Origin of the sequence: Streptomyces sp. NPDC052107 (assembly GCF_040680215.1) — a bacterium.
Lineage (GTDB): Bacteria > Actinomycetota > Actinomycetes > Streptomycetales > Streptomycetaceae > Streptomyces.
Genome location: NZ_JBFAWG010000032.1, coordinates 1 through 14,420, shown reverse-complemented (window position 1 = coordinate 14,420; position 14,420 = coordinate 1). Strand labels below are relative to the sequence as shown.

At 72.7% G+C, this 14,420-nt stretch carries 13 protein-coding genes and 1 pseudogene; 8 read left to right on the top strand and 6 right to left on the bottom strand.

What is annotated here, in order from left to right:
- Nucleotides 1-78 precede the first annotated feature (78 nt).
- Nucleotides 79-1,320: a geranylgeranyl reductase family protein gene (locus AB0M27_RS28085; RefSeq protein WP_365725336.1), complete on the bottom strand. Its 1,242-nt coding sequence runs from the start codon at nucleotides 1,318-1,320 to the stop codon at nucleotides 79-81.
- Between the two features lie 141 nt (nucleotides 1,321-1,461).
- Here AB0M27_RS28085 and AB0M27_RS28080 point away from each other — a divergent pair, with 141 nt between their 5' ends.
- The gene (locus AB0M27_RS28080) at nucleotides 1,462-2,817 is read left to right on the top strand and encodes a dipeptidase (protein WP_365725334.1); all 1,356 of its coding nucleotides are present in this window, start codon (nucleotides 1,462-1,464) and stop codon (nucleotides 2,815-2,817) included.
- Nucleotides 2,818-2,879: 62 nt separating this feature from the next.
- Nucleotides 2,880-3,584, top strand: a complete 705-nt coding sequence (locus tag AB0M27_RS28075; protein WP_365725333.1) for an MBL fold metallo-hydrolase — start codon at nucleotides 2,880-2,882, stop codon at nucleotides 3,582-3,584.
- A gap of 123 nt (nucleotides 3,585-3,707) precedes the next feature.
- Here AB0M27_RS28075 and AB0M27_RS28070 read toward each other — a convergent pair whose 3' ends face one another.
- Together AB0M27_RS28070 and AB0M27_RS28065 are read right to left on the bottom strand one after the other, a co-directional pair.
- Complete coding sequence (locus AB0M27_RS28070) at nucleotides 3,708-4,751, bottom strand: NUDIX domain-containing protein (protein WP_365725331.1); 1,044 nt, start codon at nucleotides 4,749-4,751, stop codon at nucleotides 3,708-3,710.
- Between the two features lie 143 nt (nucleotides 4,752-4,894).
- A complete protein-coding gene (locus AB0M27_RS28065; protein ID WP_365725329.1) occupies nucleotides 4,895-5,089 on the bottom strand; it encodes a hypothetical protein in 195 nt (64 codons plus the stop codon).
- Between the two features lie 110 nt (nucleotides 5,090-5,199).
- On the opposite strand from AB0M27_RS28065, the gene AB0M27_RS28060 reads away from it, so the two are divergent.
- The 4 genes from AB0M27_RS28060 (at nucleotide 5,200) to AB0M27_RS28045 (ending at nucleotide 8,992) form a co-directional block, all read left to right on the top strand.
- Complete coding sequence (locus tag AB0M27_RS28060; protein ID WP_365725328.1) at nucleotides 5,200-5,523, top strand: hypothetical protein; 324 nt, start codon at nucleotides 5,200-5,202, stop codon at nucleotides 5,521-5,523.
- Nucleotides 5,524-5,633: 110 nt separating this feature from the next.
- Nucleotides 5,634-5,987 (top strand): hypothetical protein, encoded by a 354-nt coding sequence (locus AB0M27_RS28055; protein WP_365725326.1) that lies wholly within the window; start codon nucleotides 5,634-5,636, stop codon nucleotides 5,985-5,987.
- On the top strand, nucleotides 5,984-6,754 hold the full coding sequence (locus tag AB0M27_RS28050) for a maleylpyruvate isomerase family mycothiol-dependent enzyme (RefSeq protein ID WP_365725324.1): 771 nt from the start codon (nucleotides 5,984-5,986) through the stop codon (nucleotides 6,752-6,754). Before AB0M27_RS28055 ends, AB0M27_RS28050 begins: the two co-directional genes overlap by 4 nt.
- Nucleotides 6,755-6,970: 216 nt before the next feature.
- Nucleotides 6,971-8,992 (top strand): NPCBM/NEW2 domain-containing protein, encoded by a 2,022-nt coding sequence (locus AB0M27_RS28045; RefSeq protein WP_365725322.1) that lies wholly within the window; start codon nucleotides 6,971-6,973, stop codon nucleotides 8,990-8,992.
- A gap of 273 nt (nucleotides 8,993-9,265) precedes the next feature.
- Here AB0M27_RS28045 and AB0M27_RS28040 read toward each other — a convergent pair whose 3' ends face one another.
- Nucleotides 9,266-10,216 (bottom strand): ROK family protein, encoded by a 951-nt coding sequence (locus AB0M27_RS28040; protein ID WP_365725321.1) that lies wholly within the window; start codon nucleotides 10,214-10,216, stop codon nucleotides 9,266-9,268.
- A gap of 259 nt (nucleotides 10,217-10,475) precedes the next feature.
- On the opposite strand from AB0M27_RS28040, the gene AB0M27_RS28035 reads away from it, so the two are divergent.
- Together AB0M27_RS28035 and AB0M27_RS28030 are read left to right on the top strand one after the other, a co-directional pair.
- Nucleotides 10,476-11,525 (top strand): LacI family DNA-binding transcriptional regulator, encoded by a 1,050-nt coding sequence (locus AB0M27_RS28035; protein WP_365725319.1) that lies wholly within the window; start codon nucleotides 10,476-10,478, stop codon nucleotides 11,523-11,525.
- Between the two features lie 7 nt (nucleotides 11,526-11,532).
- Nucleotides 11,533-12,312: a hypothetical protein gene (locus tag AB0M27_RS28030; RefSeq protein ID WP_365725316.1), complete on the top strand. Its 780-nt coding sequence runs from the start codon at nucleotides 11,533-11,535 to the stop codon at nucleotides 12,310-12,312.
- Here AB0M27_RS28030 and AB0M27_RS28025 read toward each other — a convergent pair.
- Both AB0M27_RS28025 and AB0M27_RS28020 read right to left on the bottom strand, forming a co-directional pair.
- A pseudogene (locus tag AB0M27_RS28025) lies at nucleotides 12,258-12,553 on the bottom strand (serine/threonine protein kinase); the annotation flags it as partial. The gene AB0M27_RS28030 and the pseudogene AB0M27_RS28025 sit on opposite strands and share 55 nt — an antisense overlap.
- A 342-nt stretch (nucleotides 12,554-12,895) precedes the next feature.
- Nucleotides 12,896-14,194 (bottom strand): aldolase, encoded by a 1,299-nt coding sequence (locus AB0M27_RS28020; RefSeq protein WP_365725315.1) that lies wholly within the window; start codon nucleotides 14,192-14,194, stop codon nucleotides 12,896-12,898.
- Nucleotides 14,195-14,420: the final 226 nt, after the last annotated feature.

Below are 14,420 nucleotides of genomic sequence, written 5' to 3'. Positions count from 1 at the left end.
GGCTCTCACCAACACGGCTCTCACGCCCCCGACCGGCCCGGCCCTCGCAGGCCCCGTCGCAGGCCGCGCCCGGCGCGGTCAGGAGGCCGCCGGGTCCTCGACCGGAGCCGCCTGCCCCCGGTCCAGCGCGGTCAGGGCGCGCTGGGCGATGGGGTGGGTGCGGACGATGTCGCCCAGGGAGGTCGAGCCCTGTGTGATGTCCCGGAAGGCCTTCCACGCCGGGCGGAAGCCGGTGAGGGCCGCGTGGAAGAGGCCGGGACGCCTCTCGAACACGGTCAGCAGGCGCTTGCCGACGCTCATCTCGACGCCGAGCCCGGCCTTGATCGCGAACGCGTAGTTCAGGGCCTGGCGGCGGGTGTCGACCGCGTCGTGCGCCTCGGCGATGCGCACCGCCCACTCCCCCGCCAGCCGGCCCGAGCGCAGCGCGAAGGAGATGCCCTCGCGGGTCCACGGCTCCAGCAGCCCGGCCGCGTCACCGCAGACCAGCACCCGGCCCCGGGACAGCGGCGAGTCGTCGGCGCGGCAGCGGGTCAGATGCCCGGAGGAGACGGCCGGCTCGAAGCCGGACAGGCCCAGCCGGGCGGTGAAATCCTCCAAGTACCGCTTGGTGGCGGCGCCTTCACCGCGCGCGGAGATCACGCCGACCGTCAGGGTGTCGCCCTTGGGGAACACCCAGCCGTAACTGCCCGGCAGCGGGCCCCAGTCGATGAGCACCCGGCCCTTCCAGTCCTCGGCCACCGACTCCGGAACCGGGATCTCCGCCTCCAGGCCGAGGTCCACCTGGTCCAGCTTCACCCCGACGTGCGCCCCTATCCGGCTGGCGCTGCCGTCGGCGCCGACGACCGCGCGGGCCAGCACCGTCTCGCCGCCCTGCAGGACCACGGCGACCGTGCGCCGGTCGGGGACCGCCGAGCCGTGCTGCTCGACCCGCTGCACCGTGACGCCCGTACGCAGCTCTGCGCCCGCCTTCTGGGCGTGCTCGACCAGCTGCTGGTCGAACTCGGGCCGGTTGATCAGACCGAACAGCATCTGCTTGGAACGGCGGGTGCGGGTGAAGCGACCGTTGTTCGAGAAGGTGACCGCGTGCACCCGGTCGCGGAAGGGCAACTCGAAGCCGGGCGGCAGCGCGTCGCGCGAGGGTCCGATGATGCCGCCGCCGCAGGTCTTGTAGCGTGGCAACTCGGCCTTCTCCAGCAACAGCACGCGCCGTCCGGCGACCGCCGCCGCGTAGGCGGCCGAGGCCCCCGCGGGTCCCGCGCCCACCACGACGACGTCCCACACCCGCTGCACGTCGTCCGCCGAAGAATTCTCGCCGCTCACGATGGTCTACCGCTCCGATCAAGCCGCTGCCGTAGTGTCCCTCGCATCCTACGGCGGACATCGTCGCAGGCCGCTGTGGGAGTATCGGGGGCACATACCCTGTTCAAGCTGTACAACGTCGCACCCACGAGGAGCGTGCCCATGTCGTCGAATCCGGTCGCCGAGACCGTCGCCTCGCTGATGCCCCGGGCCAAGGCGGAGCTGGCCGAGCTGGTCGCCTTCAAGTCGGTGGCGGACTTCACGCAGTTCCCGAAGAGCGAGAGCGAGGCCGCCGCGAACTGGGTCGCCGACGCGCTGCGCGCCGAGGGTTTCGTCGACGTGGCCCTGCTCGACACCCCGGACGGCACGCAGTCCGTCTACGGCTACCTGCCGGGTCCGGAGGGCGCCAAAACGGTTCTCCTCTACGCGCACTACGACGTGCAGCCGCCGCTGGACGAGACCGGCTGGACCACCCCGCCGTTCGAGCTGACCGAGCGCGACGGCCGCTGGTACGGCCGCGGGGCCGCCGACTGCAAGGGCGGCGTGATCATGCACCTGCTCGCGCTGCGCGCCCTGAAGGCGAACGGCGGCGTCCCGGTGAACGTCAAGGTGATCGCCGAGGGCTCGGAGGAGCAGGGCACGGGCGGCCTGGAGCGGTACGCCGAGGAGCACCCGGAGCTGCTGGAGGCCGACACCATCGTGATCGGCGACGCGGGCAACTTCCGCGTCGGCCTGCCGACGGTGACCACCACGCTGCGCGGCATGACCCTGGTCCGCGTGCGGATCGACACCCTCGCGGGCAACCTGCACTCCGGCCAGTTCGGCGGTGCCGCCCCGGACGCGCTCGCCGCGCTGATCCGCGTGCTGGACTCGCTGCGCGCCGAGGACGGCTCGACGACGGTCGACGGGCTGGACGCCTCGGGGACGTGGGACGGCCTGGAGTACACCGAGGAGCAGTTCCGCGCGGATGCCAAGGTACTCGACGGGGTCGGGCTGATCGGCGACGGCACGGTCGCCGACCGCCTCTGGGCCCGCCCGGCCGTGACCGTCCTCGGCATCGACTGCCCGCCGGTCGTCGGCGCCACCCCGTCGGTGCACTCCAGCGCCCGTGCCCTGATCAGCCTGCGGGTGCCGCCGGGCGTGGACGCGGCGGAGGCGACCAAGCTGCTCCAGGCGCACCTCCAGGCCCGCACACCCTGGGACGCCCGGGTCACCACCGAGCAGATCGGCCAGGGCCAGGCCTTCCGCGCCGACGCCACCAGCCCGGCCTACCAGGCGATGGCCGACGCGATGGCGGTCGCCTACCCCGGTGAGACCATGCAGTACGCCGGTGAGGGCGGCTCCATCCCGCTGTGCAACACCCTCGCGGGCCTGTACCCGCAGGCGGAGATCCTGCTCATCGGCCTGAGCGAGCCGGAGGCACAGATCCACGCGGTCAACGAGAGCGTGTCCCCTGAGGAGTTGGAGCGCCTGTCGGTCGCCGAGGCGCTGTTCCTGCGGAACTACGCGGCGGGCTGAGCCCTTCTGCCCTCGGCAGAGCGCCCTCGCCCACGGGCGGGGGCGCCGCCTACCGTCGGCGCATGGACGTCATCGGACTGCTCCCCCGGCTCCACCTCCTGCGCTTCCCCGTCGGCCAGGCCTATCTCTGGCGCGACGACGACGCGTCGACGCTGATCGACGCGGGCCCGATCGGTGCCGGCCGTGCGATCGCCGACGCGGTGACGGCGCTGGGGCACGCACCCGGGGACGTACGGCGGATCGTACTGACCCACTTCCACGAGGACCACGTCGGCGGAGCGGGCGAGTTCGCCGCGCTGAGCGGCGCGGAGGTACTGGCCCACCCTCTCGACGCGCCGTTCGTACGAGGTGAACTCCAGGGCCCGCCACCGCGTTTCGAGGAGTGGGAGCTGCCGATCCACGCGGAGGTCGCCCCGCATCTGCCCGAGGGCACACCGGTGCCCCCGGCCGCGGTCACCGATGTGGCCGACGGCGATGTGCTCGGCTTCGGCGGCGGCGCCCGGGTGATCCATGTACCGGGGCACACGGACGGCAGCATCGCCCTGTTCCTGCCGGACGAGGCAGTGCTGTTCACCGGGGACACGGTGGCGGCCTCTCCGGTCGACGGCACGGTGATCCCGGGCGTCTTCAACCTCAGCCGACCCCAACTCCTCGCGTCTGTTGCCCGGTTGGCGGCCCTGGACGCGGAGGTGGCGTGCTTCGGACACGGGGACGCGGTCGTGGGCGACGCCGCCGCGGCTCTGCGCAAGGCGGCGGGCGTGGCCTGACCGGCGCCCGCGCAGGTCGTCGTCCTCCTCGGTAACCTCTTGCAGCCCTGGAGCGGAACAGCCGGCTCATGGCCAGACCCGGACGGGTGGCTGAACCGCCGCCGGCTCGTGCCGTGGTGGCGGTCAGCCGACGGGTACCCCCGCCTCCAGATACAGCGCGGTCCCCCGCTCGCGGGCCCGCAGTGCCCAGCGCAGCCGCTCGTAGCGGACCGGTGGCAGCATCTCGGCGGCCTCCTGCTCGCCGGCGAAGCGCCAGCCGCGCAGCTCCGGGCCCGGCAGCAGCACCCGGGACGCCTCGCCGGACTCCAGCCGGCCACCGTCGAACAGCAGCCGCAGCCCGCCGAACCCGGGCGGCACCGGCCGTTCCCAGTCCACGACGAGCAGCCGGGGCACCTCCCGCAGCCGTATCCCGGTCTCCTCGGCGACCTCGCGCATCCCGGCGCGGGCCGGTGCCTCGCCTCGCTCGACCACGCCCCCGGGGAACTCCCAGCCCGGCTTGTAGGTGGGGTCGACGAGCAGCACCCGGTCGTGCTCGTCGAAGAGCAGCACCCCGGCGGCGAGGGTCTCGGCGGTCGGCTCGGGGGTCTGCACGATGTCGCAGGGCGGTACGGCACCGCTGCCGATCGCGTCGGCGATGCGCACGGCGGTGGCGTACGGGGTGAGGGCACTGGTGTCCACGAGGTGGGCGTCGGCGGTGAGCCAGGAGGCGAGGGCGGCGCGGTAGGGCTCGATGTGGTCGTACGACCACTGCCGTATCCGCATCTCGCCGTCGGGAAGCTCGGGCGGGACCTCCCGGCCGGCTATCCGCTCGCGCAGGATCGTTTCCGCCGGGGCGAGCAGCAGATGGTGCACCAAAATCCTGCGGGCGGCGAGCCCTCCGAAGATCTCGTCGCGGTACTCCTGGCGGAGCAGCGTCATCGGCACCACGAGGATCCCACCGAGCTCGGCGAGCATCGCGGCAGCCGTGTCGACCACGAGCCGGCGCCAGATCGGCAGGTCCTGGAAGTCACCGACCTCGGCGAGGCGCTTGGCCGGCAGAAGGTGCGTGAGCCCCGCGCCGATGACCTCGGGGTCGAAGAGCGTGCTGTTCGGGATCAGCTCGATCAGCTCCCGTGCGGTGGTCGTCTTCCCCGCACCGAACGCGCCGTTGATCCAGACGACGGTCACGGACTCCCCCTCTTGTGTTGGCCCCCTGAGGCTTGCCCGCTCCACCCTGCCACGGAAACCCCGCCCCGGTGAGGGCGCCGGAACGGGAGTGCCGGTGCCCCCTGCGGCGGGAACACCGGCACACGCGCCGTGGGCCGTGGGGCCTACTCCTCGACGCCGAGGCCGTTGTCGTCGATGGCGAAGCTGTCCTGGCTGACCAGGTGACCCGCCCCGTCGAGGGTGTCCGAGACGTTGAGGTCCTTCAGGGGTCCCGCGTCCGCCGCGTGGGAGGGGGTGACGGCGGCCACGACGAATCCGGTGGCCAGGGTGGCGATGGCGAGCATGCTGCGCTTCTTCATGTGCTGATCAACTGCGGATCCGGCCAGGAGTCACGCGGATACCCGCGAGCGGACGACCGGGGTTACCGTCCCGGTGGGAGGGCCGGGTTACCGTCCCGGTGGGAGGGCGCATGGAGGAGTCCTACGGTCACATCCACGTCGAGGCGCAGGGCGACGCGGCGGCGGTGCGCAACGTCATCGCCGCCACGTTCGGTCTGGTCGGCACGCTGTCCGCCGAGACCACCACGGGGTGCGGGCTGCGGGTGCCCCGCGCCCGCGTCTCACGGCACCCCGAGCGCGTCACGTGCCTGCCGTGCCGCGAGCACGCCCGGGACCGGCACCAGCAACTCGCCGACCGGCTCGAGGGGCTCGCCGGGCCGACCGCGGATCGAACGCAGGTGGAGCGGGCAGCCGCCCATCACCGCGACCTAGCACGGCGGTTCGCCGCGCCGTGAGGCTGCCGGCTCCGCCGAAATCCGCTGGTCCGCTGTCGCGCGGGGCCGGTATCGTCCGACGTCCCGACCCGCCCGGCGACAGGGCAGGCCCCTACCGGAGACACGCCACCATGACCAGCCCACCCCTGACGACGACCCTCTGGCGCCCGACGGGCCCCAAGGAGCTGGAGCTGGTCCGCGCGCTCGACTGGCGGGCCTGGCCGCCCCGGCTCCCGGAGCAGCCGATCTTCTACCCGGTCCTGAACGAGGACTACGCGATCCGTATCGCCCGGGACTGGAACGTCAAGCACGACGGCGCCGGTTTCGTGACCCGGTTCGAGGTCGACACGGATTTCCTCGCCCGGTATCCGGTCCGGCAGGCCGGCGGCGAGACGATCCTCGAACTGTGGGTCCCGGCCGAGGAGTTGGACGAGTTCAACGCCCATATCGTCGGACGGATCGAGGTCGTACGGGAGTTCCGGTGAACGGGCCCGGGCTCCCGGTCTTCGGCACCGGCCGCATCGAGGACGTCGTACGCTCGGGCGACCGGCTCGTGCGGGCCGCGGCCGGCCTGTCCGGCACGGAACTGCGTGACCGATCGGGGCTCCCGGGGTGGACGCGGGGTCATGTGCTCGCCCACGTCGCCCACGGCGTAGAAGCGTATGTCTGGCTGCTGCGGCTCGCGCACACGGGCCGCGCACCGGCCCCCCGCACGGACGCGGTGACCCTGGCCGCGGCGGTCGAGCGCGACGCGGCGCTCTCCGCCGAGCGGCTCGCGGCCCGACTGCGCGAGAGCCTGGACCGGTTCGCGGCGCGGGCGCGCACACTGCCCGCCCCCGCCTGGGACCGCCTGGTCCCCGCGCTGGCCGGCTGGCGGCATCCGGCCTGGTACCTCCTGCCGCGCTGCCTTCGGGAGCTGGAGACGCATCACCTCGACCTGGGTGTCGGCCACGGTACCGGGCAGTGGCCCGACGGCTATGTCTCCTGGGCGCTGGACGACACCCTCACCACGCTGCGCGCCCAGGGCTTTCCACTCGCCTCGGTGGAGGCCGTGGATCTCGGCCGGCGCTGGTCCGTGGCGTCGGCGGGACCTTCGGTCGCCGGGGCCGGGCACCAGGTGCTCGGCTGGCTCAGCGGACGGACTCCGGCCGGCGTACTGACGACCGACAGCCCGGCCCGGCTCCTTCCTGCCCCGCCCGCCTGGCCCCAGCCTCCGCTGCCCGGCTGGGGCCGCGTCGACGACGAGACGTGAGCCCCGGAAGCGAACACATCCGAACGCCTGACAACAGTCATTTCCCCAAACAGGCCTGGCGTCAAGCCTTCTGGCGGGATATCGATCGGTTGGGGCCGCACCTCTTCCAACACAGTCCGACACGTCCTACCGTAAACGCGCACAGCTGACACATACATGTCACCCAGGCAACCCCCAGTCGTCAGCCACCTTTCGCGAGTCGGAGGAACGTCAACGATGCGTCACCCTCACACCCGCACCACCCGCCGAAGAGTGCTCGGAGCACTCACCGCAGGCCTGCTGTGCGCGGCGGGCCTCGCCGCCCCCGCTCCGGCGGCCCCCGCCGAGGACCCGGCCGCCCCCGCCCTGGCCGACGATCTCGCCCTCACCCCGCCCATGGGCTTCAACAACTGGAACTCCACGCACTGCCGTGCGGACTTCAACGAGAGCATGGTCAAGGGCATCGCCGACCTCTTCGTGGCGAAGGGCCTGAAGGACGCCGGCTACACGTACGTCAACCTGGACGACTGCTGGGCGCTTCCGCAGCGCGACGCCGAGGGCAAGCTGGTACCCGACCCGGCCCGCTTCCCGAACGGCATCAAGGCCGTCGCCGGCTACGTCCACTCCAAGGGGCTCAAACTCGGCATCTACACCAGCGCCGGCACCAAGACCTGCAACAGCGCGGGCTTCCCGGGCGCGCTCGGCCACGAGTACAGCGACGCGCAGCAGTTCGCCGACTGGGGCGTGGACTATCTGAAGTACGACAACTGCAACAACCAGGGCGTCGACGCCAAAAAGCGCTACACCACCATGCGGGACGCCCTCAAGGCGACCGGTCGGCCCATCGTCTACAGCATCTGCGAATGGGGCCAGAACAAGCCCTGGGAGTGGGCGTCGGACGTGGGTCACCTGTGGCGGACCACCGGTGACATCAGTGACAGCTGGTCCTCGATGCTGTCGATCCTGAAGCAGAACCTGCCGCTCGCGCCGTACGCCGGACCCGGACACTGGAACGACCCGGACATGCTGGAGGTCGGCAACGGCGGCATGACGGACACCGAGTATCGCTCGCACTTCTCCCTCTGGTCGGTCATGGCCGCACCGCTCCTCATCGGCACCGACCTGCGCAAGGCCTCCCAGGCGACGTTCGACATCCTGGACAACAAGGAGGTCACCGCAGTCGACCAGGACCCGCTGGGCAAGCAGGGCACGGTCGTCTCCTCGGCCGGCGGACGCTGGGTGATCGCCAAGGAGATGAAGGACGGCAGCCGCGCGGTGGCCCTGTTCAACGAGTCGGGCACCGCCCAGCGGATCGCCACCACCGCGTCCGCCGTCGGCCTGCCCGACGCCTCCGCGTACACCCTGCGGGATCTGTGGCAGCACACGAGCTACAACACCGCCGGCACCGTCGCGGCCACCGTCCCCGCCCACGGCACGGTCCTGCTGCGCCTCTCGGCCGACCCCCGCTGGGCCGCGCACCCGCCCGCCGCCGAACTGGGCCTGGACGGCAGCCCGTTGCTGGAGGCGGGTACGCCGGCCACCCTGACCAGCACCGTCACCGACCTCGGCCGCACCCCCGCACGCCGGGTGGCCGTGACCCTGACCGGCCCCGACGGATGGACCGTACGGCCCGCATCACCGACCACGGCCGACGCCCTCGCCACCGGCGAGACCCTGCGCTCCGGCTGGACCGTCACCGCGCCGGCCGGAACACCGACCGGCTCCTACGGCCTCACCCTCCAGGCGCGTTATCTCTCACCGGCCGGGCAACAGGTCACCACCACCGTTCCGCTGACCGCGTCCGTCGTGGTCCGGCCGCCCGCCGGGACGTCGTACCTGAGCGACCTGAACCGGCTGTCGGCGACCAGCGGTTGGGGCCCGGTGGAGCGCGACACCAGCAACGGGGAGAGCGCAGCGGGCGACGGCCACCCGATCACCATCGGCGGCACCGTGTACCCCAAGGGCCTCGGCGTCCACGCCCCGAGCGACGTCTCCTTCTACACCGGCCAGACCTGCGGCAAGGTCACCGCGGAGGTCGGCGTCGACGACGAGAAGGGCACGAAGGGCACCGTCACCTTCGAGATCTGGGCCGACGGCACGAAGGTCGCCTCGACCGGCGTCCTGACCAACGCGATGCCCGCCCAGCCCCTCACCGCCGACGTGGCGGGCGCCCAGGTGGTCCGCCTGGTCGTCACCGACGCCGGAGACGGCATCGACTCCGACCATGCGGACTGGGCGGACGCGCGAGTGAGTTGCTGACGGCGCCCACCCGCAGGGGGAGGTTGGGACCGTACGCCGCTGCGGGTGCGTTTGGGCTGGTCGCCGTAGTTCCCCGCGCCCCTCAGGGAACTGCAGTGCCGTCGGATTCGTGGCGCCGCCGCCGCTGCGGGCCGTCGTGCCTCCCCAGTGCCTCAAGGGCCTGGGGGGACCCACAGGCGGCACGGGTGGGCGCTGGGGGTACGCCCTCTGGGGGTGGCACCTTCCAGCGAGCAGCGCCCTGTCCAGCCCCCGCCGCCGTATCCGAGCCTCGGTTCAGACCCCCGCCGTCGCGTCCGGCCTCCGCGCCAGCGCGGCGGCCGCCGCGCCGACCAGCCCCGCGTCGGTACCCATCTGCGCGGGCACGACCCGCAGGCGCTGGACGAAGGACAGCGTGGCGTAGTCGCCGAGCGCCTTGCGCAGGGGGGTGAAGAGGATGTCGCCCGCCTTGCCGACACCGCCGCCGATCACGGCGATGTCGATCTCGACCAGGGTCGCGGTGGCCGCGATGCCGGCGGCCAGCGCCTGTGCCGCACGCTCGAAGGAGGCCACCGCGACCGGGTCGCCCTCGCGGGCGGCGGCGGCCACGGCGGCGGCCGAGGTGTCGCCGCCGGGGCCGGGACGCCAGCCCTGTTCCAGGGCGCGGCGGGCGATGTTCGGGCCGCTCGCGATCCGCTCCACACAGCCGCGCGAGCCGCACGGGCACGGGTCGCCGTCGAGGTCGACGCTGATGTGTCCGATGTGCCCGGCGTTGCCGGTCGGGCCAGGGTGCAGCCGCCCGTTCAGGACCAGGCCGCCTCCGACTCCGGTGGACACGACCATGCACAGCGCGTTGTCGTGCCCGCGGGCGGCGCCCTGCCAGTGCTCGGCCGCCGTGATCGCGACGCCGTCGCCGATGAGCTCGACCGGGAGGCCGCCGGTGGCCGTGCGCACCCGCTCGACCAGCGGGAAGTCCCGCCAGCCCGGCACGTTCACCGGACTGACCGTGCCCGCCGAGGCGTCCACCGGTCCGGCGCTGCCGATGCCGACGGCGCCGGCGCGTTCCCACAGCGGCGACCCGGCGAGATCGCCGAGGACCTCCTCGACGGCCCGCATGACCGCTTCGCCGTCCTGCTGGGCGGGCGTGCCGCGCTGGGCCCGGGCCAGGATCCGTCCGTCGCCGTCCACCAGGGCGCCGGCGATCTTGGTGCCGCCGATGTCCAGGGCCGCCACGAGGTCGGTGTGCATCAGAGTCAGATCTCCCCGTTGAAGCTTGAGAACCAAAGACACGCAGGCCGGTCACACGGTGGGGCGCAGGCCGACAGACAGCGGTGGACAGTCTCTCGCGCATCTGACAACGTTGTCCAGGCTCTATGCTCGACGCCACATCCTCATACAAACCACGGATCGGCGCATCACCCGGGGTGCCCACCCGTGCGCACCGGTGCACCACCTCGCACGCGCCGGCTCCGTGGCCGAGACGGACGACAGGACAGGACGCCGCATCGTGCCCGAGACCACCCGCCGCACAGACAGCCTTTCCGGCACCCGTTACGGCAACCGCCCGACCATGAAGGACGTGGCGGCGCGGGCCGGGGTCGGCCTGAAGACGGTCTCCCGGGTGGTCAACGGCGAGCCCGGTGTCACCCCGGACACCGAGCGCCGGGTGCAGGAGGCGATCGACGCGCTGGGCTTCCGCCGCAACGACAGCGCCCGGGTGCTGCGCAAGGGCCGTACGGCGAGCATCGGCCTGGTCCTGGAGGACCTCGCCGACCCCTTCTACGGCCCGCTCAGCCGCGCCGTCGAGGAGGTGGCCCGGGCCCACGGCGCCCTGCTGATCAACGGATCCAGCGCCGAGGACCCGGAGCGCGAGCAGGAACTGGCGCTGGCGCTGTGCGCACGGCGGGTGGACGGACTGGTGGTGATCCCGGCCGGGGACGACCACCGCTATCTCGAACCGGAGATCAGGGCGGGCGTGGCGACCGTGTTCGTGGACCGTCCGGCCGGGCGCATCGACGCCGACGTGGTCCTCTCCGACAACTACGGCGGTGCCCGGGACGGCGTCGCCCATCTCATCGCCCATGGCCACCGCCGGATCGGCTTCATCGGCGACATGCCGCGCATCCACACCGCCGCCGAGCGACTGCGCGGCTACCGGGCGGCCATGGAGGACGCGGGGATACCGGTAGAGGACGCCTGGATGTCCCTCGGGCAGACGAACCCGGAGCGGGTGCGCCGGGCGGCGGAGGAGATGCTCTCCGGGCCCGACCCCGTCACCGCGATCTTCACGGGCAACAACCGGGTGACGGTCACCGTGATCCGGGTGCTGGCCGAGCAGTCCCGCCGGGTCGCCCTGGTCGGCTTCGACGACATCGAGCTGGCCGATCTGCTCCAGCCGGGCGTCACGGTCGTCGCCCAGGACGCGGCCGCCCTGGGCCGTACCGCCGCCGAGCGCCTGTTCCGTCAGCTGGACGGCAACCTCGTCGCACCGGAGCGCATCGAGCTGCCCACCCGGCTGATCACGCGCGGCTCGGGCGAGCTGCCGCCGGCCGACTGAGCCGCCCGTGACCGGCCGCACCCTGGAGGAACTCGGCCTCGCCGACGCTCCCCGCGACCATCCGCTCGCCTATCCCGGCGCCTGGCCCGCCGACTCCGGGCTGCTGCACGGCGACCGGATGTTCCCGCTGGAGCGCCTGGTGTACGACGACCGGGTGCCGCTGCTCGCCGTCGGCTCCAACGCCTGCCCCGGCCAACTGCGCCACAAGGTGGCCGAGTTCGGGATCGACTCCCCCGTGCCGATGGTGCGGTCGCGAGTGTCCGGGCTCGACGTGGGCATCTCGGCGCACGTCAGCCGACTGGGCTACGTCTCCGCGTCACCCGTCAGGTCACCCCAGGCGTTACGGGAGTTGTTCGTCATCTGGCTGGACCGGCGCCAGCTGGAGGTGATCGACGCCGGCGAGCCCCACTTCCGGCGGGCCTGGCTGCCCGCGCCTGGGGTGCGGATCGAGTTGCCGGACGGTTCCGCGCTCACCGGGGCGTACGCCTACGTCAACCGGCACGGCGTGCTGCACGACGGTGCCGGTGCGCCCCGCCGCCATCCCGGCGACCAGCGCACCCTGCTCACCGAACTCCTCATGGGATCGGCTGCGTTACGCGAGCTGTTCGGGGCCACGCCGGAGGAGTTCTGCGCGCGGGCCCGCCGTGACCCCGGGCTGTGCGCGCGGGGAACCCGGCTGTTCACCGAGCAGAAGTGGGTGACGGAGTCGGGTTTCGAGCCGTACGCAGAGGGTCAGCAGGCCGGGAGCCCGGGCACCGGTTCGTCATTGTTCCCGCGCCTGGGGTAGACGTCGCTGACGTGGACGCCGGTGTTGCCGCTGTCGTCGGTCTTCGCCCACCACACGTTCGGCCACCGGCCATAGGTCTCCCGGCGGCCCGGATTTGGCCTGGCAGGAGAAGTAGTCGGTGGCCGCGTTCAGGGTCCCGGCCTCGGTGCCGGAGAACCGTGTAGGACTTGGCGGTGTGCCAGACCTGGCAGTCGTACCTCCCGCCACCGATGGGCCGGCAGGCGGCCGCCGGGCTGGAGGTGTGTCCCGAACTGCCGGGCGGGGCAGGGTCGTTGGTGGGTTTGTCCGGCGCCGAGGCGAAGGCACGTGAGGACGGCTTGCCGTCACCCGCGCCGCTCGTCCACCGCCCGCCAGACCACGCCCATGCCGCCGCGGCCGAGCCGCGCGGTGAGGCGGTAGCGCCCGGCCGGCTCCGTCGTCCGTGCGCCCGTACGACTCCGGTCCCTGCTCCCCCGAGGACACCGCCGCCCCGTTCCTCTGTCGTCCTTGGTCGCGTCCGCGTGGTCGACGCGTGGCGACCAGCGTACGGGGCGGCGGTGCCGGGCCTCTCCCCCGGCCGGGGTCTGTGACCGGTCCGCGATCTCTACTTCGCGGAGGCCGTGAGGTCACCGCGCCGGGGAGCGGCGAAGCCCTCCAGGTCGGCGCGGGTGAGGCCGGTGAGGCGGGCGACCTCGGCGATGTCGAGGGCGCCGCAGTCGAGGCCGCGCAGCAGATAGCCGCTGAGGGCCTTGGCGGTGGCGGGCTCGTCCATGACATCACCGCCCGCGCGGTTGGCGTAGCGGGCGAGGCGGGCCGCGGCCTGCTCGAAGCCCTCGCGGTAGAAGGCGAAGACGGCGGCGTAGCGGGTCGGGATGTGGCCGGGGTGCATGTCCCAGCCCTGGTAGTAGGCGCGGGCCAGGGCGCGGCGGGTGAGGCCGTAGTGCAGGCGCCAGGCGTCGTGGACCTTCGCGGTCGGGCCGACGGGCAGGACGTTGGTCGAGCCGTCGGAGACGCGCACACCGGTGCCCGCCGCCGCGACCTGCATGATCGCCTTGGCGTGGTCGGCGGCCGGGTGGTCGCTGGCCTGGTAGGCGGCGGAGACGCCGAGGCAGGCGCTGTAGTCGAAGGTGCCGTAGTGCAGCCCGGTGGCGCGGCCCTCTGCGGCCTGGATCATCCGGGCGACGGTGGCGGTGCCGTCGGTGGCGAGGATGGACTGGCTGGTCTCGATCTGGATCTCGAAGCCGAGCCGCCCGGCGTCCAGGCCGTGCGCCTTCTCGAAGGCCTCCAGCAGCCGCACGAACGCGGTGACCTGCTCGGGGTACGTCACCTTGGGCAGGGTGAGGACCAGGCCCTCGGGCAGCCCGCCCGACTCGACGAGGCCGGTGAGGAAGACGTCGAGGGTACGGATGCCCCGGTCGCGTACCGCGGCCTCCATGCACTTCATGCGGATGCCCATGTACGGCGCCGCCGTGCCGTTCCGGTACGCCTCCGCGATCAGCCGGGCCGCGCGGGCCGCCGCCTGGTCCTCCTCGGCGTCGGGGCGGGGGCCGTAGCCGTCCTCGAAGTCGACGCGCAGGTCTTCGATCGGCTCGCGTTCCAGCTTGGCGCGGACGCGGGAGTGGACCGGCTCGGCCAGTTCGTCCGCGAGGCCCAGGACGGCGGCGAAGGAGGCGGCGTCGGGGGCGTGTTCGTCGAGCGCGGCGAGGGCCTGGTCGCCCCAGGAGCGGATGGTGTCGGCGGCGAAGACGTCACCGGGGACGTAGACGGTGTGGACGGGCTGCCGGGTGCCGGGGTCCCCGGGGTAGCGGCGCTCCAGCTCCGCGTCGACCGGCGCGAGGGAGGCACTGATCTCCTCGCTGACGGCGCCCGCGAGGCTTGTCGCCACCTTCTCCTGCTGACCCATCCCACACCCTCCAATTTTCCGCTGTACGGAATCAACAATCCGTAGAACGAAGTTATCCGTGCGGTTCTCGCTGGTCAACACCCCGTCCGGACCGTGGATGTGTGGGAGACCTGCCAGGAGTTGATTCCGGCGGGGAGTGTGTTCGCGTTCCTGGCCGAGCATCGCGGTGCGCTGTTTCCGGCTCAGATGTTCGCGGACATGTATCCGTCGGCGAACGGGCGGCCCA